The sequence below is a fragment of the Plantimonas leprariae genome (assembly GCF_008802405.1).
Taxonomy (GTDB): Bacteria; Pseudomonadota; Alphaproteobacteria; order Rhizobiales; family Rhizobiaceae; genus Plantimonas; species Plantimonas leprariae.
In genome coordinates this window covers 47,160-63,461 of the sequence record NZ_VZDO01000008.1, presented here as the reverse complement: position 1 = coordinate 63,461, position 16,302 = coordinate 47,160, and the positions used below count along the sequence as shown (strand labels likewise).

Sequence of the window (16,302 nt, the reverse complement as noted above, 5' to 3'; positions counted from 1 at the left end):
CCACGCGCCGCTCGTCGCCCGACGCTAGTCGGCCCGCGAGCGTTCCGTCCCGGTTCGCCGGGTTGATCGAGGCAATCCCCGGCATCCGCGCACGATAGAGACGGTCCGGTCGCGGGGATCGAAGGCGAGACGCCGTTCGGCGTCGCATCTCCATGACGACACTTGACGAGATCGGGCGCGAGTCGGCGCTCCGGAACGCGTTCCGCTTCACGTTCGAGAACTGGCGCGGCGAACGGCGATACGCGGCGGCGGCCTGCCTGTCGATGTGCGCTGCGACGCTGGCCGACGTGTTCGTGCCGCTGTTCGCCGGGCAACTGATCGACGCGGTCGCGACCTACGGCGATCGGCGGGAGGAGGGGCTGGCCGCCGCGCTGGCGCCGCTCGGCGCGATGGCGGGGCTCGGCCTGTCGGCGGTGGCGCTGCGCTGGCTCGGCATCGCCGCCGTCTGCGTCCTGACGCTGCGCATCATGTCGGGGGTGACGCAGCGCGCCTTCGCGCGCGTGCAGCACCTGTCGACGGACTGGCACGCCAACGCCTTCTCGGGATCGGTCGTCCGGCAGATCACCCGCGGCGCCTGGGCGCTCGACCTGATGCACGACACGCTGCTGATGGCACTGCTGCCGTCCGCCTTCGTGCTGGCGGGAACGATCGCGCTCCTCGGCCTGCAATGGCCGGCGCTCGACCTGATGCTCGGCATCGGCGCGTTCGTCTATGTGGTTGTCACCGTTCTGCTTTCGACGCGCTGGGTCGCGCCGGCGGCGCGGGTCTCGAATGCGGAGGACAGCCGCGTCAGCGGCACGCTCGCCGACGCGCTCGGCTGCAACGCCGTGGTGAAGGCATTTGGTGCCGAAGACCGGGAGGAAGGGCGGCTGGCGCAGACCATGGCGAGGTGGCAGGCGCGCACAGCCGTGACGTGGCGGCGCGCGACGCTGAACCAGACGGCGCAGACGGCGATCCTCTGGGCGGTGCGGATCGCCATTGCGGGCGGGGCGCTGTTCTTCTGGTCGCGCGGGCAGGCGACGCCGGGCGACGTCGCCTACGTGCTGACGACCTATTTCGTCATCCACGGCTACCTGCGCGATATCGGCATGCATGTCAGGGACTTGCAGAAGTCGGTGAACGAGATGGAGGAGATGATCGCGCTGCTCGGCGAGGTGCCGGCGGTGCGCGACGACCCGCAAGCGCGGCCGATCGCGATCCGGCGCGGCGAGGTGCGCTTCGAACACGTCGACTTCCGCTACGGCCACCACGCGACGCCGCTCTACGACGACCTCGACGTGACGATCGAGGCGGGGCAGCGGGTGGGGCTGGTCGGCCGCTCGGGCTCGGGCAAGACCACCTTCGTCAAGCTGGTGCAGCGGCTCTACGACGTGTCGGGCGGCCGCGTCACGATCGACGGCGAGGACATCCGCCTCGCGACGCAGTGCTCGCTGCGCCGGCAGATCGCCATCGTGCCGCAGGAGCCGATCCTGTTTCACCGCTCGCTCGCCGACAACATCGCCTACGGGCGGCCCGGCGCGACGCGGGAGGACATCGAACGCGCGGCGGCGCTGGCGAGCGCCGACGGCTTCATCGCGCGGCTGCCGCAGGGGTTGGAGACGATGGTGGGCGAGCGCGGCGTGAAGCTTTCCGGCGGCGAGCGGCAGCGCATCGCGCTGGCGCGGGCCTTCCTGGCGGATGCGCCGATCCTGATCCTCGACGAGGCGACGTCGAGCCTCGATTCGGAGTCGGAAGCAGCGATCCAGGCGGCGAGCGAACGGCTGATGCAGGGTCGGACGGCGTTGGTGATCGCGCATCGTCTCTCCACCGTGCGCTCGCTCGACCGCATCCTCGTCTTCGACCGCGGGCGGATCGTCGAGGACGGCAGTCATGCCGAACTGCTGCACCGTCCGGGCGGGCACTACCGCCAACTCTCCGAACTCCAGTCGGTGGAGTTCGTCGCGGCCGAATGATCCCGCCGGCCCGGTGCGTTGCCGGGCCGGCGAGTGGCCGCTATGGATCGGAAAAGCGAGGGAGCGGCATGCCCGGCACGATGCCGCGAGCGATCTTCATCAATCTCGACCGGGCGGCGGAACGGCGTCGCTTCATGGAGGAGCAGGGCGCGCGGCTCGGCATCGCGATGACGCGGTTCGCCGCGGTGCGGGCCGAGGATATTCCCGTCGAGCAGGCGAGGGCGCTGAACCATCGCTGGGAGCGGCCGCTGACCGGGGCCGAACTCGGCTGCTACCTGTCGCATCTGGCGATCTGGCGCGAAGCGGCGGCGGGCGACGGGCCGGTGCTGGTGCTGGAAGACGACGTGATGCTCTCGAAGCGTCTGCCGTCCGTGCTGCCGAGGCTGGTGGCGTTGCCGGAGGTCGAGTTCCTCAATTTCGAAAGCTACGAGCGCAAGCGCTTCGTGGCGCATCCGCCGAGGCCGATTTCGGATGGGCTGGCGGTGGTACGCGTCTATCGCGACAAGTCCGGCTCGGGCGCGTATCTCCTCTGGCCGGCCGGCGCGCGCAGGCTGATCGAGCGGGCGGACGCGCGGGGCGCGGCGCCTGTCGACGCCTTCCTGCACGGCGCACGGGCGCTCGTCTCGTGGCAGACGGAGCCGGCGCAGGCGATGCAGCTTCACCTGCTCGAAGCGCGGGGGGTGATGGTGCCGATTCCTGCCACGTCCTCGATCCAGGAGCCGCGCTCGCGCCTGCCGCTGCGAGCGGGAAACTTCCGGTTCCATGCGCGCCGGCTCGCGACGCAGCTTCGCCTCGGCGGCGAGCACCTGATGCGGCTGTTCGGCCGGCGCTACCGGATCGTCGACATCGTGGAAGGCGATTTCGACCACAGCCGTTCGTAGACGGCGCGAATCTCGTCGGCTTCGCGTTGGAGCGGAAACAGTTCGCGGACACGGGCGAGGGCGGCCTTTCCCGCCGCCGCGCGGAGCGTCGCGTCAGCCATGTAGGGTTCGATGGCGGCTGCCAGCGCCGCCGCATCTCCGACCGGCACGATGCGGCCGGTGATGCCGTCCGCGACGATCTCGCGGAACGCGCCGGCATCGCTGGCGACGACCGGCGTGCCGGAGGCCATCGCCTCCAGCGGCGTCAGGCCGAAGCCTTCGGCGCGCGGCGGCGCGACGTAGAGATCGAAGCGCCGGAACCACGGAACGACGTCCTCGACCTCGCCGGTGAACAGGATGCGGTCGGCGAGCCCGGCAGCGGCGATGCGCCCCTCCAGCGCCGCCAGAAAGCCGGAGTGCTCGGCGGTCGCGCGGCCGGTGATCACCGCGCTCCAGTCCGGAAAGCGCGGCAGCAGGTCGAGCATCGCCGTGACGAAAACGTCCGTGCCTTTCGAATGGCGGATGCGGCCGGAACAGCCGACGACGAGGCGGCCGGGCAGGGCGTCGGCCACCGGACCCGCCGGCCCGAAGCGGTCGAGGTCGACGCCATGGAGGATCACCGTGGACGGGACTTCGAGGAAGGCGGCGCTCTTCACGCTGGTCGCGATCACTGCGTCCATCCGCCCGAGGAGAAAGCGCGTCCAGCGCTTGTGCCGCCGCTGGGCGGCGGAGGTGAAGATGAGCCGAAGCGGCATGCGCAGGACATCGCGCAACACGACGCCCGCGAGCATCTCGACGTTGCGGCGCGCGTGCCAGATGCGGAACGGACGGCTCGCCGGTTTGCGCCAGAGTTTCGGCAGGTCACGGAGTCGAAGCTTCGGTAGATGCTCGGGCAGGCCGGGACCGAGCGTCGCGATGCCCAGGCTGCGGGCCTGCAGCGGCACGAGTTGTACGATGGTGGACGTCACCCCGGACAGCCGCCGCTTGAAGTTCGGCGCGACGACTTCGAGGTTGCCAACGATTACGGACAGTCGGAAATGACCTCGATGATCAGGAAAGCTTTTCGGCGATCCAGAGTTTGATCAAGTCCTGCGGCTTGACGCCCAGCGTCTCCGCTTGCCGGTCTAGACCATCGACCATCCAGGAGGGAAAATCGATCTCCATACGGCGCGGCTCGAGATTCGGCCGCCTTCCGCTGGCCCAGTCGATATGCGCTTCGATGTCCTCGCCGTCATCGAACGCCTTGTCGAAGTCACTGGCTTTCATAGCGTTCGATCTCCAAACGGCGTGCATGACGAACCGATATCAGCCTTACTCGATCGCGGCGCGGTGTATAGACAGCGGACCAGCATCGATCGCCGAGTTGCCCCACGGCGAGATATCGCGTTTCCTCTTCGGTTCGAGCGACGAAGATGAAAAGTCGCGGATCGTCCCAAAGCCGCTGTGGCTCGACGAAATCGATGCCGTGCTTCGCTAGGTTGGCGGCACTCTTGCCGGGATCGAACTCAAATCGCATCCAACGCGGCTCTGGCCCGGCTCACCCCCAGCGCAGTTCCAGGATCTCGTAGCTCTTCGCGCCGCCGGGCGCGGCGACCTCGACCGTGTCGCCTTCGCCCTTGCCGATGAGCGCGCGGGCGATCGGCGAGGAGATCGAGATGCGGCCCTTCTTCACGTCGGCTTCCTGATCGCCGACGATCTGGTAGGTCCGCTCCTCGTCTGTGTCCTCGTCGACGAGCTTCACCGTCGCGCCGAACTTGATCCGGTCGCCGGACATCTTCGAGACGTCGATGACCTCGGCGCGGGTCGTCAGGTCCTCCAGCTCGGCGATGCGGCCCTCGTTGAGGCTCTGCGATTCCTTCGCCGCGTGATACTCGGCGTTTTCCGACAGGTCGCCGTGCGCGCGGGCCTCGGAGATCGCCGCGATGATGCGCGGGCGCTCCTCCTGCTGGCGACGGCGAAGCTCCTCCTTCAGCTCCTCGAAGCCGTGGCTCGTCATCGGAATCTTGTCCATGCCTCACCTCGAGTGCCGGCGTTCCGCCGACAATCCTTCCTGTTGGTCCTCGCATCCGGACGATGCCGGACGACAATAAGAAAACGGCTCCGGTCGGAATTCCGGCCGGAACCAGCTTTAGTCGGGAAGACCGCATAGACGGCCGTTGCGACGATGATGCGGCGGCGGCGAGCCGCTGTCAAATCGGGCGGGTCGCCCGAAAAATGCGCAAAGGCCGCCGGTCGCTCCCCTTATGCGGCGGCGAAATAGGACTGCAGCGAGCGCACCTCAAGCCCGCCGCCCTTCAGCGCCTCGATCGCCTCCACGGCCGCGACCATGCCGGCCAGCGTCGTGTAGTAGGGCACCTTGTGGATCAGCGCGGCGCGTCGCAGCGAGCGCGAATCCGACAGCGCCTTCTGGCCTTCCGTCGTGTTGAGCACGAGCTGGACCTGCCGGTTGCGGATCGCGTCCTCGATGTGCGGACGGCCCTCCAGCACCTTGTTGATCCGCTCGGCGGCGATGCCGTTGTCGGCCAGATGGCGCTGCGTGCCGCCCGTCGCGATGACGCGGAAGCCGAGTTCCGTCAGGCGGCGCACCGGCGCGAGCACGCGGTCCTTGTCGCCGTCCTTCACCGACACGAACACCGTGCCGGCCATCGGCAGCTCGACGGAGGCGCCGAGCTGCGACTTGGCGAAGGCGATCGCATAGCCGCGGTCGAGCCCCATCACCTCGCCGGTGGAGCGCATCTCGGGGCCGAGCAGCGTGTCGACGCCGGGGAAGCGCGCGAAGGGGAACACGGCTTCCTTCACGGCGGTATGCTTCAGCGCACGCCAGTCGGCCGGCCCGCCATAGGCCGCGAAGGCCACGTCCAGCGTCTCGCCCGCCATAACGCGCGCCGCGACCTTGGCGATCGGCGAGCCGATGGTCTTCGCCACGAAGGGCACGGTGCGGGACGCGCGGGGGTTCACTTCGAGGACGTAGATCTCGTCGTTCTTCACCGCGAACTGGACGTTCATCAGCCCGACGACCTTGAGGGCGAGCGCAAGTTCGCGCGTCTGCCGCTCGATCTCGGACACGACGTGGTCCGAAAGCGAGTGGACGGGGAGGGAGCAGGCGGAGTCGCCGGAATGGATGCCGGCCTCCTCGATATGCTCCATGATGCCGGCGACGAAGGTGTTCGCGCCGTCCGACAGGCAGTCGACATCGACCTCGATCGCATCGGTGAGGTAGCTGTCGATCAGCACCGGCGACTTCCCGGACACCACCACCGCCTCGCGGATGTAGCGCTGGAACTGCGCGTCGCCGCGCACGATCTCCATCGCCCGGCCGCCGAGCACGTAGGACGGGCGGATGACGACCGGGTAGCCGATGCGGTCGACGATGGCGCGGGCCTCCTCCACCGAGCGGGCGATGCCGTTGTTCGGCTGCTTGAGGTTCAGGTCGTTCAGCAGCTTCTGGAAGCGGTCGCGGTCCTCGGCGAGGTCGATCGCGTCCGGCGAGGTGCCGAGGATCGGAATGCCGGCCGTTTCCAGCGCATGCGCGAGCTTCAGAGGCGTCTGCCCACCGAACTGCACGATGACGCCGTGCAGCGTGCCCTTCGACTGCTCGACGCGCAGGATTTCCAGCACGTCCTCGGCGGTCAGCGGCTCGAAGTACAGGCGGTCGGAGGTGTCGTAGTCGGTGGAAACGGTTTCCGGGTTGCAGTTGACCATGATTGCCTCGAACCCGGCATCCTTCAGGGCGAAGGCCGCGTGGCAGCAGCAGTAGTCGAACTCGATGCCCTGGCCGATGCGGTTCGGCCCGCCGCCGAGGATCACGACCTTCTTCGCATCGGAAACGCCGTCCTCGGAGCGCACCGCGCCGGCGAAGGGACGCTCATAGGTCGAGTACATGTAGGGGGTGGGCGAGGCGAACTCGGCGGCGCAGGTGTCGATGCGCTTGTAGACCGGGTGAACGCCTGCGTTCTCGCGCCGAGCGCGGACCATGCGCTCGTCCTCGCCGGAAAGCTTGGCGAGGCGGGCGTCGGAGAAGCCGGCGGCCTTCAGCAGCCGCAGGTTCTCGGCGTCGTTCGGGAGGCCGTGCTCGCGGATGCGGGCTTCGAGATCGACGATCTGCTTGAGCTTCGCGACGAACCAGGGATCGATGCGGCAGGACTCGAAGACCTGCTGTTCCGAGAAGCCCATGCGCAGCGCCTGCGCGACCATGCGAAGGCGATCCGGCGTCGGCGTGCCGAGTGCGGCTCGGATGGCGTTCTTGTCGTCGCCCTCGCCGATGCCGGGAATGGCGATCTCGTCCAGCCCGTCGAGGCCGGTCTCCAGACCGCGCAACGCCTTCTGCAGCGACTCCTCGAAGGTGCGGCCGATCGCCATGACCTCGCCGACGGACTTCATGGCCGTCGTCAGCACCGGCGAGGCGCCGGCGAACTTCTCGAAGGCGAAGCGCGGAATCTTGGTGACGACGTAGTCGATCGTCGGCTCGAACGAGGCCGGCGTCGCGCCGCCGGTGATGTCGTTGTCGAGCTCGTCCAGCGTGTAGCCGACGGCGAGCTTCGCCGCGACCTTGGCGATCGGAAAGCCGGTCGCCTTCGAGGCCAGCGCCGAGGAGCGCGACACGCGCGGGTTCATCTCGATGACGACGAGGCGGCCGTCCGCCGGGTTCACCGCGAACTGGACGTTGGAGCCGCCGGTCTCGACGCCGATCTCGCGCAGCACCGCGATCGAGGCGTTGCGCATGATCTGGTATTCCTTGTCGGTCAGCGTTAGCGCCGGCGCGACCGTGATCGAATCGCCGGTATGGACGCCCATCGGATCGACGTTCTCGATGGAGCATACGATGATGCAGTTGTCCGCCCGGTCGCGGACCACCTCCATCTCGTACTCCTTCCAGCCGAGCACCGACTCCTCGATCAGCACTTCGGTGGTCGGCGAGGCGTCGAGGCCGCCTTCCACTATCTCGAAGAACTCCGAGCGGTTGTAGGCGATGCCGCCGCCGGTGCCGCCCATGGTGAAGCTCGGGCGGATGATCGCCGGCAGGCCGACATGCTCCAGCCCTTCCACGGCGGCGGCCTGCGCGCGCGCCATGTAGCGCTGCTTGCGGTCGCTCTCGCCGGACGCCCATTCGGCCTCGAAGCCGGCGAGCATCGCGTCGCGCGCCGGGCCCGGCTCGTGCTCCGCGACGATCGCGGCGCGGCGCTCTTCGAAGATGCGCTTGTCGATGCGCTTGGCGTCGGTCGCGTTGGCGAGGAAGCTCTTCGGCGTCGCGAGGCCGATCTTGGTCATCGCCTCGCGGAAAAGGGCGCGGTCCTCGGCCTTGTCGATGGCGGTGGCGTCCGCGCCGATCATCTCGACGCCGTACCGGTCGAGGACGCCCATCCGCTTGAGGGAAAGCGCGGTGTTCAGCGCCGTCTGGCCGCCCATCGTCGGCAGGAGCGCGTCGGGCCGCTCGGCGGCGATGATCCGGGCGACGACTTCCGGGGTGATCGGCTCGATATAGGTGGCGTCGGCGAGGTCCGGGTCCGTCATGATCGTCGCCGGGTTCGAGTTGACGAGGACGATCCGGTAGCCTTCCTCGCGCAGCGCCTTGCAGGCCTGCGTGCCGGAATAATCGAACTCGCACGCCTGCCCGATGATGATGGGGCCGGCACCGATGATCAGGATCGAGCGGATGTCGGTGCGTTTCGGCATGGCAGTCCTCGCGCGCGAAAGCCGGCCGCGAGGCAGGCGGCCGGCTCGGCTTTCATGGCGGATTCTCAAAGCTGAGGCCGGCTTATAGGCAAAAGCCCGGTGCAGCGAAACCCCGTCGCGATGCTTCGCTGCGGCTGGAGCTGCGACCGGGTTTCGCGCTAGGACTGCGCTGAGCGAAACGGAGAGACCGCATGCGCCGCATCATCCCGGTCTTCGTCTGCCTGATGGCGGCGAGCGCTGCCGCCGCCGCCGAGAATTGTGCCGCGCTCGACACGACGCAGAGCGGCCTCGACGAGTGCTACGGCCGGGCGTTCGATGCGGCCGACAAGGAGTTGAACGGCGTCTACCGCCTGATCACCCATCGGCTCGACGGGAGCCCCGACGCGGCGGCGAACCTGGTGGCGGCGCAGCGGGCCTGGATCGCCTTCCGCGACGCCGAATGCGCCTTCGCCGCGTCCGATGTCGAAGGCGGCAGCGCGCAGCCGATGGTCGACCTCCAATGCAGGGAAGCGCTGACGCGCAAGCGCGTCGTCGATCTGAAGAGCTACCTGAACTGCGACGAGGGCGACCTGGCCTGCCCGGTGCCGAAGCCGTAGTCGGTCGTCGTCAGGCGAATGCGTCCTTGATCGCGCCGGCGATGTAGTTGTCGAGATCGTAGTATTCCTCGATCTCGACCGGGGCGATGTCGCGGGCCATCGCGTCCTTGAACAGCCGCTCCTTCAGCCCGGCGACGACCGGGTGGAGGTCCGTCATTTCGCCGGGATCGGCCATCCCTTCGCGCGTGACGTTCGCGGCCACCCATTCCTTCGCGAAATTCCAACCGCGCTCGTTCATCCGTACCTCTCCGTCGCCCGCGAGCCTAAAGCTTCCGGGCGGACGAAGGTTGCCGCGACCCGTTCACAAGCCGTAGTAGTCAAGGCTCGGCTCCAGGCGTTCGAAGGTCTGGTTCATCGCGTAGGCCCACGACAGGAGCGGAATTCCGATATGCCCGTATCGGATCGACAACTGCGCCTCCGCATCCTCTTCGCTGGAATGCGTCACGTGCGCCAGGAACAGAGCGACGGCGAGGCCGGTGCGGTCGGCTCCGGCTCTGCAATGGATGAGAACCGGACCCCTGGCGGCCGCGGCCGCGCCATAGAATTCCTCGACCTTGGTGTCGGTCAGTTCCCGGGCCGCCGACCAGGACAGGTCGACCAACCGCACCCCGTGGCGCTCGGCGATCTCCCGTTCCTGCTGGTACCAGGCGTCGCCGGAATGACGACCTCGCAAGTTGATGACCGTTTCGATATGATCGTCGACGAGGAGCTTCTCAAAATCGGCGGCCGGCAGCGTCGCGGACCGGTAGAGGACGCCGGGTAGGACGGTATGGACGTTTCCCGTCCACTGCAGAGCCCCGAAATAGGCCGCCGCGGCTAGCCCGGCCGCTGCAAGCGGCAGACGCAAGATCCTCAAAGCGCGCACGATCCGATTCCCCTCGGCCCGGTCCGCCGAATCGGCGGCCACCGTGGCCGAATTGGGGCGCCGTTAGCGCGACAGGCTTACGCTTGGGTCTGGTGTCCGCGATGCCGGTCGATCAGCTCGAAGAAGCGGTCGAACAGGTAGTGTGAGTCCTGCGGGCCGGGCGAGGCTTCCGGGTGGTGCTGGACGGAGAAGACCGGCGCATCCTTGACCTTTAGGCCGCAGTTCGAGCGGTCGAACAGCGACACGTGCGTTTCCTCGACCGATGCCGGCAGCGAATCGGCGGCGACCGCGAAGCCGTGGTTCATCGAGACGATCTCGACCTTGCCGGTGGTGAAGTCCTTCACCGGGTGGTTCGCGCCGTGATGGCCCTGGTGCATCTTCTCGGTTTTGCCGCCGAGCGCCAGCGCCAGCATCTGGTGGCCGAGGCAGATGCCGAACATCGGCACGCCGGTCCGCATCAGCGCCTGGATGGTCGGCACGGCGTATTCGCCGGTCGCGGCCGGGTCGCCAGGGCCGTTCGACAGGAAGATGCCGTCGGGCGAATGCGCCATCACCTCGTCCGGCGTCGCGGTGGGGGGCAGCACGACGACGCGCGCCCCCCGCCCGGTCATCAGGCGCAGGATGTTGCGCTTCGTGCCGTAGTCGATGGCGACCACCGTGCAGCGCGGCTCGATCGCTTTGGCATAGCCGCCTTCCCAGCGCCACGGCTCCTCGTCCCAGACGCTCGTCTGGCCGCTCGCTACCTCCTTGGCGAGGTCAAGCCCGACGAGGCCGGACCAAGCGGCGGCTTCCCGCTTCAGCGCCTCGACGTCGAACTCGCCGCTCGGCGAATGCGCGACGACGGCGTTCGGCATGCCGTTCTCGCGGATGTGGGCGGTGAGGGCACGGGTGTCGACGCCGGAGATCGCGACCACGCCGCGCTTCTTCAGCCAAGCGTCGAGGCCGCCGGCGGCGCGGTAGTTCGAGGGCTCCGTCACCTCGGCGCGGAACACCGCGCCGACCGCGCCGTGCGCGTTGGCGGGCACGAGGTCCTCGATATCCTCCTCGTTCGCGCCGACATTGCCGATATGCGGGAAGGTGAAGGTGACGATCTGCCGGGCATAGGACGGATCGGTGAGGATTTCCTGGTAGCCGGTGAGGGCGGTGTTAAAGCAGACCTCGCCGACCGCCGAGCCCTCGCGGCCGATGCCTTCGCCCTCGATCACCGTGCCGTCGGCGAGGACGAGGAGGGCGGTCGGCTTCCGGATGGTCCAGCCGTCGGTCATGGGAGGGCGCCTCGCGGTTGGCTCGGCCGAGCGGACGCGCGGGAGGGCACCCGGCGCGGATCATTCGGCAGACCGTGTTCGTATTCGCCCGCATATCGCCGCGCGGCGTGGAATAGGCAAGAGCCTTGCTCAGCCGGCGGCGCATGGCTACCTCGCGGCAAGCAGAGGAGACGAGCGATGCGCGACGAGATCACCGAGGCCCTGAAGCAGGCGACGAAGAGCCAGGACAAACGGCGGCTCTCGACGCTGCGCCTCGTCGCCGCCGCGATCAAGGACCGCGACATCGCCAACCGCACCGCCGGCAAGGAGCCCGCGAACGACGATGAACTGCGCGGCCTCCTCGCCAAGATGATCAAGCAGCGCGAGGAATCGGCGAAGATCTACGCCGACAACGGCCGCGCCGAACTGGCGGACGGCGAGTGCGAGGAGATCGCCGTGATCCAGGCGTTCCTGCCGCAACAGATGGATGCTGCCGAGATGGAAGCCGCCGTGCGCGATGCCGTCGCTGAGACGGGCGCGAAGGCGATGAGCGACATGGGCAAGGTCATGGGCGTGCTGAAGGCGAAGTACGCCGGCCGCATGGACTTCGGCCGCGCGAACGGCGTGGTGAAGGCGGCGCTGAGCGGCTGACGGTTTCGATGTGAACAACGGGGGAACGGCGGCTTTCGCATCGAATTCTCCACCATACCGATGCTAAGGCTGGCGATCCGGCCTTTCGCCGCCGTCAGGATCGATGCGCTTCTCCCCGACCTTCCTCGACGACATCAGGAGCCGCGTGCCGATCTCCGACGTGATCGGCCGGCGCGTGACCTGGGATCGCCGCAAGTCGCAGCCGGCGCGCGGCGACTATTGGGCCTGCTGCCCGTTCCACGGCGAGAAGTCGCCATCGTTCCACTGCGAGGACGCGAAGGGCCGCTATCATTGCTTCGGCTGCGGCGTCTCGGGCGACCATTTCCGCTTTCTCACCGAATGCGAGGGCATGTCCTTCCCGGAAGCGGTGGAGCGGCTGGCGGGCGAGGCGGGCCTGCCGATGCCGGCGCGCGATCCGGAAGCGGCGAAGCGCGACGAGGCGCGCGGCTCGATCCTCGACGCGCTGAAGCTGGCGGCCGGCTTCTTCGTGCAGTCGCTGCACGAGGCGGACGGCGCGAAGGCGCGCGCCTACCTGCGCGACCGGGGGTTGTCGGCCGCGACGCAGAAGACCTTCGGGCTCGGTTACGCGCCCGACTCGCGCTCGCGCCTGAAGGAGTTCCTGGGCGGTAAGGGCATCGGCAAGGCGGAGATCGAGAAGGCGGGGCTGGTGGTCACCGGGGAGACGATCGCCGTTCCCTACGACCGGTTCCGCGACCGCATCATGTTCCCGATCGAGGACGCGCGCGAGCGCCCGATCGCCTTCGGTGGGCGGGCGATGTCGGCGGACGCGCAGGCGAAATACCTGAACTCGCCGGAAACCGAGGTCTTCAACAAGGGCTCGAACCTCTTCAACCTCGCACGGGCGCGCCGCGCCGTGAAGGAAGCCGGCACGCTGATCCTCGTCGAAGGCTATGTCGACGTGATCGCGCTCTATCAGGCGGGCTTCGCGAACGCCGTCGCTCCGCTCGGCACCGCGCTGACCGACCGGCAACTCGAACTCGCCTGGCGCACCACGGCCGAGCCGATCCTCTGCTTCGACGGCGACGCGGCCGGGCTGAAGGCGGCGCACCGCGCGGCCGACGTGGCGCTGCCGCTGCTGAAGCCCGGCCGGTCGCTCCGCTTCGCGCTCTTGCCCGGCGGCAAGGATCCGGACGACCTCGTGCGCGAAAGCGGTCCCGATGCCTTCCGCGAGGTGCTGGCCGGGGCAAGGCCGCTGGCCGACCTGTTGTGGACGCGGGAAACCGCGAGCGGTCTGTTCGACACGCCGGAACGGCGGGCGGAACTGGAACAGAAGGTTCGCGGCCTCGCTCGGCAGATCGGCGACGAGGACGTGCGGCGGCATTACTTTCGCGACCTGGAGGAGCGGCTGCGCGGCTTCTTCGGTCCAGCGCCGCGCGAGATGGGGCGAGGCGGGTATCGCGACGGCGAACGTCGCCGGCCCGCCGGCGGCGACGGGCGCGGCCGCTTCGGCGGCGGCGATGCGAGGGGCGGGAGCGCGCCGCGGCGGCAGGTGGTGTCCGACCGGCTCGCCCGCTCGAACCTGATGCGCAAGGCCGAGGCCGCCGTCTCGCCGCGCGAGGTCGCGATCGTGCTCGGCTACATCAACCACCCGCTGCTGCTTCGCGACGGGCTCGACGACTTCGCCGCGCTGGAACTGCCCGACGGCGACCTCTCGCGGCTGCGCTCCGCCGCGCTCGACATCTGCGCCGAGCGGCAGCCGGACGGGCGTGAGGAGATGCTCGCGGGCCTCGACGCAGCGGGGCTGCGACCGGTGCTGGAGGTCGCCGCGGCGACGCTCCGGCGGCTGCGGCTCTGGCCGTTCATGGAAGACGCGGCGCCGGAGGATGCGCGCGAAGCGGTGCGGCAGGCGCTGCACTTGCACCACAAGGCCCGGTCCCTAAATAGGGAATTGCGTAGCGCGGAAGAGGCGCTCGGACGCGAGGCGACCGAAAGCGCCTATCTGCAAATCGTGGAGATCAAACGCGAGATCGAGACGCTTCACGGCACGGAAGCGCTCATCGACGGGTTCGGAGTGCTGTCGGGCCGTGCGATGAAGGCCTATTGAGGCGACGGGCGGGAACCGCCATCCATCGCTTCAAACCGCTGGCACTTCAAGTTCTTAAGGTGTATCCACCCGCCTCGGCGAATCGGTCGGCGTGCTTAGCCGGCGAAACTTTTTCCCCCTCCGGCGCGTCTGAGGGAAGATGGGACGCGGCGGGAACCACGATGGGGACGACCTGAACTTGAAATATCCGGGTGCTGTTCCTTGTTAGGACGTTACCCGAGGATCGACGGTTCGAAAAGCCGATTATGGTTAGTCGAACGTTAACGGTCCGCTTTTAATTTGAGAGGCGAAAGTCGCCGCGTGGCGGCCCTCCGGGGCGCCGCGGCGTGCGCATGGAAGACGGGAACGCAGATGGCGACGAAGGCGGCCAAGGAAAGCGAAACGGCGGTCGAAGAACGTCCGGAAACCACGGACAGCCCATTGCTGGACCTTTCCGACGACGCCGTCAAGAAGATGATCAAGGCCGCCAAGAAGCGCGGCTTCGTGACCATGGACAAGCTCAACTCGGTGCTGAATGCCGAGGAAGTGACCTCCGAGCAGATCGAGGACACGATGGCCATGTTGAACGACATGGGCATCAACGTCGTCGAGGAGGGCGAGGAGGAGGAAGCCGAGGACAAGGAGGCCGAGGAACAGTCGACCGACCTCGTCGAGGCCGGCCCGACGGCCGTCGCGACCACGCCGAAGCGCGAGGCCGGCGACCGCACCGACGATCCGGTGCGCATGTATCTGCGCGAGATGGGCTCGGTCGAGCTCCTGTCGCGCGAGGGCGAGATCGCCATCGCCAAGCGCATCGAGGCCGGCCGCGAGACGATGATCGCGGGCCTCTGCGAGAGCCCGCTTACCTTCCAGGCCATCATCATCTGGCGCGACGAACTGGTCGAAGGCAACATCATGCTGCGCGAGGTCATCGACCTCGAAGCCACCTATGCCGGGCCGGAGGCGCGGCAGCCGCAGGTCGCTGGGCCGGTCGACGGGGCCGAAGGCGCGGCGAACAGCAACAATCAGGACGTCGCTGGCGAAGAAGGCCTTCCGGGTGCCCGGTTGCCGGGCGAGGAAGAGGATGACGAGGACGATCTCGAGAACTCGCTGTCGCTGGCGGCGATGGAAGCCGAGATCCGGCCGCAGGTGCTCGCGACCTTCGACCTCATCGCCGACTCGTACAAGCGCCTGCGCAAGCTGCAGGACCAGCAGGTCGAGGCACGGCTCGCCGCGACCGGCGCGCTGTCCTCCTCGCAGGAGCGGTCCTACAAGAAGCTGAAGGAAGAGCTCGTCACCGCGGTGAAGAGCCTGCTCCTCAACCAGAACCGCATTGATTCGCTGGTGGCGCAGCTCTACGACATCAACAAGCGGCTCGTGTCCAACGAGGGCCGCCTCCTGCGGCTGGCCGAAAGCCACGGCGTGAAGCGCGAGGAGTTCTTGAAGAGCTACCAGGGCTCGGAGCTCGACCCGAACTGGACGCGTTCGATCGCGAACCTTTCGGGCAAAGGCTGGGCGAAGTTCGCGTCCGTCGAGAAGGACAATATCCGCGGGCTTCGCGGCGAGATCCAGAACCTCGCCTCGGAGACGGGGCTGGAAATCACCGAGTTCCGCCGCATCGTCCACATGGTGCAGAAGGGCGAGCGCGAGGCCCGGCAGGCGAAGAAGGAGATGGTCGAGGCGAACCTGCGCCTCGTGATCTCCATCGCCAAGAAGTACACGAACCGCGGCCTGCAGTTCCTCGACCTCATCCAGGAAGGCAACATCGGCCTGATGAAGGCGGTGGACAAGTTCGAGTACCGCCGCGGCTACAAGTTCTCGACCTACGCGACTTGGTGGATCCGGCAGGCGATCACCCGCTCGATCGCCGATCAGGCGCGCACGATCCGCATTCCGGTGCACATGATCGAGACGATCAACAAGATCGTCCGCACCTCGCGCCAGATGCTGCACGAGATCGGCCGCGAGCCGACCCCGGAGGAGCTGGCCGAGAAGCTGGCCATGCCGCTGGAAAAGGTGCGCAAGGTCCTGAAGATCGCCAAGGAGCCGATCAGCCTCGAGACGCCGGTCGGCGACGAGGAGGATTCGCATCTCGGCGACTTCATCGAGGACAAGAACGCCATCCTGCCGATCGACGCGGCGATCCAGGCGAACCTGCGCGAGACGACGACCCGGGTGCTCGCGTCGCTGACGCCGCGTGAGGAGCGGGTGTTGCGCATGCGCTTCGGCATCGGCATGAACACCGACCATACGCTGGAAGAGGTCGGGCAGCAGTTCTCGGTGACGCGCGAGCGCATCCGCCAGATCGAGGCGAAGGCGCTGAGGAAACTCAAGCATCCGAGCCGCTCGCGCAAGCTGCGCAGCTTCCTCGACAGTTGACGGGCTGAAGCCTAACGTCGGCGCCCGGAAACGGGGCG

Annotated in this window: 14 protein-coding genes; 6 read left to right on the top strand and 8 right to left on the bottom strand. The window is 68.0% G+C overall.

Annotated elements, in window-relative coordinates; genetic code table 11:
* The first annotated feature begins 152 nt into the window (after positions 1-152).
* Positions 153-1,952: an ABC transporter ATP-binding protein gene (locus F6X38_RS11110; RefSeq protein WP_150969894.1), complete on the top strand. Its 1,800-nt coding sequence runs from the start codon at positions 153-155 to the stop codon at positions 1,950-1,952.
* Between the two features lie 68 nt (positions 1,953-2,020).
* Positions 2,021-2,833 carry a glycosyltransferase family 25 protein gene (locus tag F6X38_RS11105; RefSeq protein WP_161992719.1) on the top strand — a complete coding sequence of 271 codons (813 nt, stop codon included), beginning with the start codon at positions 2,021-2,023 and terminating at the stop codon, positions 2,831-2,833.
* Here F6X38_RS11105 and F6X38_RS11100 read toward each other — a convergent pair.
* From F6X38_RS11100 to carB, 5 genes are all read right to left on the bottom strand, one after another.
* Entirely contained in the window at positions 2,782-3,843 is a 1,062-nt protein-coding gene (locus F6X38_RS11100) for a glycosyltransferase family 4 protein (RefSeq protein WP_150969892.1), read from the bottom strand. The two genes, F6X38_RS11105 and F6X38_RS11100, sit on opposite strands and share 52 nt — an antisense overlap.
* Before the next feature lie 19 nt (positions 3,844-3,862).
* On the bottom strand, positions 3,863-4,078 hold the full coding sequence (gene brnA / locus F6X38_RS11095) for a type II toxin-antitoxin system BrnA family antitoxin (RefSeq protein ID WP_150969891.1): 216 nt from the start codon (positions 4,076-4,078) through the stop codon (positions 3,863-3,865).
* Complete coding sequence (locus tag F6X38_RS11090) at positions 4,065-4,328, bottom strand: BrnT family toxin (RefSeq protein WP_150969890.1); 264 nt, start codon at positions 4,326-4,328, stop codon at positions 4,065-4,067. Before F6X38_RS11090 ends, brnA begins: the two co-directional genes overlap by 14 nt.
* Positions 4,329-4,349: 21 nt before the next feature.
* Positions 4,350-4,823 carry a transcription elongation factor GreA gene (gene greA, locus F6X38_RS11085; RefSeq protein ID WP_150969889.1) on the bottom strand — a complete coding sequence of 158 codons (474 nt, stop codon included), beginning with the start codon at positions 4,821-4,823 and terminating at the stop codon, positions 4,350-4,352.
* A gap of 230 nt (positions 4,824-5,053) precedes the next feature.
* Positions 5,054-8,485, bottom strand: coding sequence for a carbamoyl-phosphate synthase large subunit (gene carB / locus F6X38_RS11080; RefSeq protein WP_150969888.1), 3,432 nt, complete (start codon positions 8,483-8,485; stop codon positions 5,054-5,056).
* Between the two features lie 191 nt (positions 8,486-8,676).
* Between carB and F6X38_RS11075 the strand changes: the two genes are divergently transcribed.
* Entirely contained in the window at positions 8,677-9,081 is a 405-nt protein-coding gene (locus tag F6X38_RS11075; RefSeq protein WP_150969887.1) for a lysozyme inhibitor LprI family protein, read from the top strand.
* 10 nt (positions 9,082-9,091) lie between these two features.
* Here F6X38_RS11075 and F6X38_RS11070 read toward each other — a convergent pair whose 3' ends face one another.
* From F6X38_RS11070 to carA, 3 genes are all read right to left on the bottom strand, one after another.
* The gene (locus tag F6X38_RS11070) at positions 9,092-9,319 is read right to left on the bottom strand and encodes a DUF768 domain-containing protein (RefSeq protein ID WP_150969886.1); all 228 of its coding nucleotides are present in this window, start codon (positions 9,317-9,319) and stop codon (positions 9,092-9,094) included.
* A gap of 63 nt (positions 9,320-9,382) precedes the next feature.
* Positions 9,383-9,946: a tyrosine-protein phosphatase gene (locus F6X38_RS11065; protein WP_161992718.1), complete on the bottom strand. Its 564-nt coding sequence runs from the start codon at positions 9,944-9,946 to the stop codon at positions 9,383-9,385.
* 77 nt (positions 9,947-10,023) lie between these two features.
* Complete coding sequence (carA, locus tag F6X38_RS11060) at positions 10,024-11,211, bottom strand: glutamine-hydrolyzing carbamoyl-phosphate synthase small subunit (protein ID WP_150969884.1); 1,188 nt, start codon at positions 11,209-11,211, stop codon at positions 10,024-10,026.
* 177 nt (positions 11,212-11,388) lie between these two features.
* Here carA and F6X38_RS11055 point away from each other — a divergent pair, with 177 nt between their 5' ends.
* The 3 genes from F6X38_RS11055 to rpoD all read left to right on the top strand — a co-directional run bounded on the left by F6X38_RS11055 (position 11,389) and on the right by rpoD (position 16,264).
* On the top strand, positions 11,389-11,841 hold the full coding sequence (locus tag F6X38_RS11055; RefSeq protein ID WP_150969883.1) for a GatB/YqeY domain-containing protein: 453 nt from the start codon (positions 11,389-11,391) through the stop codon (positions 11,839-11,841).
* A gap of 103 nt (positions 11,842-11,944) precedes the next feature.
* A complete protein-coding gene (dnaG, locus tag F6X38_RS11050) occupies positions 11,945-13,906 on the top strand; it encodes a DNA primase (RefSeq protein ID WP_150969882.1) in 1,962 nt (653 codons plus the stop codon).
* A 351-nt stretch (positions 13,907-14,257) separates the two neighbouring features.
* Entirely contained in the window at positions 14,258-16,264 is a 2,007-nt protein-coding gene (rpoD, locus tag F6X38_RS11045) for an RNA polymerase sigma factor RpoD (RefSeq protein ID WP_150969881.1), read from the top strand.
* Positions 16,265-16,302 lie beyond the last annotated feature (38 nt).

Excerpts from the sequence above, each read along its gene's own strand:
- F6X38_RS11110 (WP_150969894.1), top strand. The coding sequence starts at position 153 with ATGACGACACTTGACGAGATCGGGCGCGAGTCGGCGCTCCGGAACGCG.
- F6X38_RS11105 (WP_161992719.1), top strand. The coding sequence starts at position 2,021 with ATGCCCGGCACGATGCCGCGAGCGATCTTCATCAATCTCGACCGGGCG.
- brnA (WP_150969891.1), bottom strand. The coding sequence starts at position 4,078 with ATGAAAGCCAGTGACTTCGACAAGGCGTTCGATGACGGCGAGGACATC.
- F6X38_RS11090 (WP_150969890.1), bottom strand. The coding sequence starts at position 4,328 with ATGCGATTTGAGTTCGATCCCGGCAAGAGTGCCGCCAACCTAGCGAAG.
- greA (WP_150969889.1), bottom strand. The coding sequence starts at position 4,823 with ATGGACAAGATTCCGATGACGAGCCACGGCTTCGAGGAGCTGAAGGAG.
- carB (WP_150969888.1), bottom strand. The coding sequence starts at position 8,485 with ATGCCGAAACGCACCGACATCCGCTCGATCCTGATCATCGGTGCCGGC.
- F6X38_RS11075 (WP_150969887.1), top strand. The coding sequence starts at position 8,677 with ATGCGCCGCATCATCCCGGTCTTCGTCTGCCTGATGGCGGCGAGCGCT.
- F6X38_RS11070 (WP_150969886.1), bottom strand. The coding sequence starts at position 9,319 with ATGAACGAGCGCGGTTGGAATTTCGCGAAGGAATGGGTGGCCGCGAAC.
- carA (WP_150969884.1), bottom strand. The coding sequence starts at position 11,211 with ATGACCGACGGCTGGACCATCCGGAAGCCGACCGCCCTCCTCGTCCTC.
- F6X38_RS11055 (WP_150969883.1), top strand. The coding sequence starts at position 11,389 with ATGCGCGACGAGATCACCGAGGCCCTGAAGCAGGCGACGAAGAGCCAG.
- dnaG (WP_150969882.1), top strand. The coding sequence starts at position 11,945 with ATGCGCTTCTCCCCGACCTTCCTCGACGACATCAGGAGCCGCGTGCCG.
- rpoD (WP_150969881.1), top strand. The coding sequence starts at position 14,258 with ATGGCGACGAAGGCGGCCAAGGAAAGCGAAACGGCGGTCGAAGAACGT.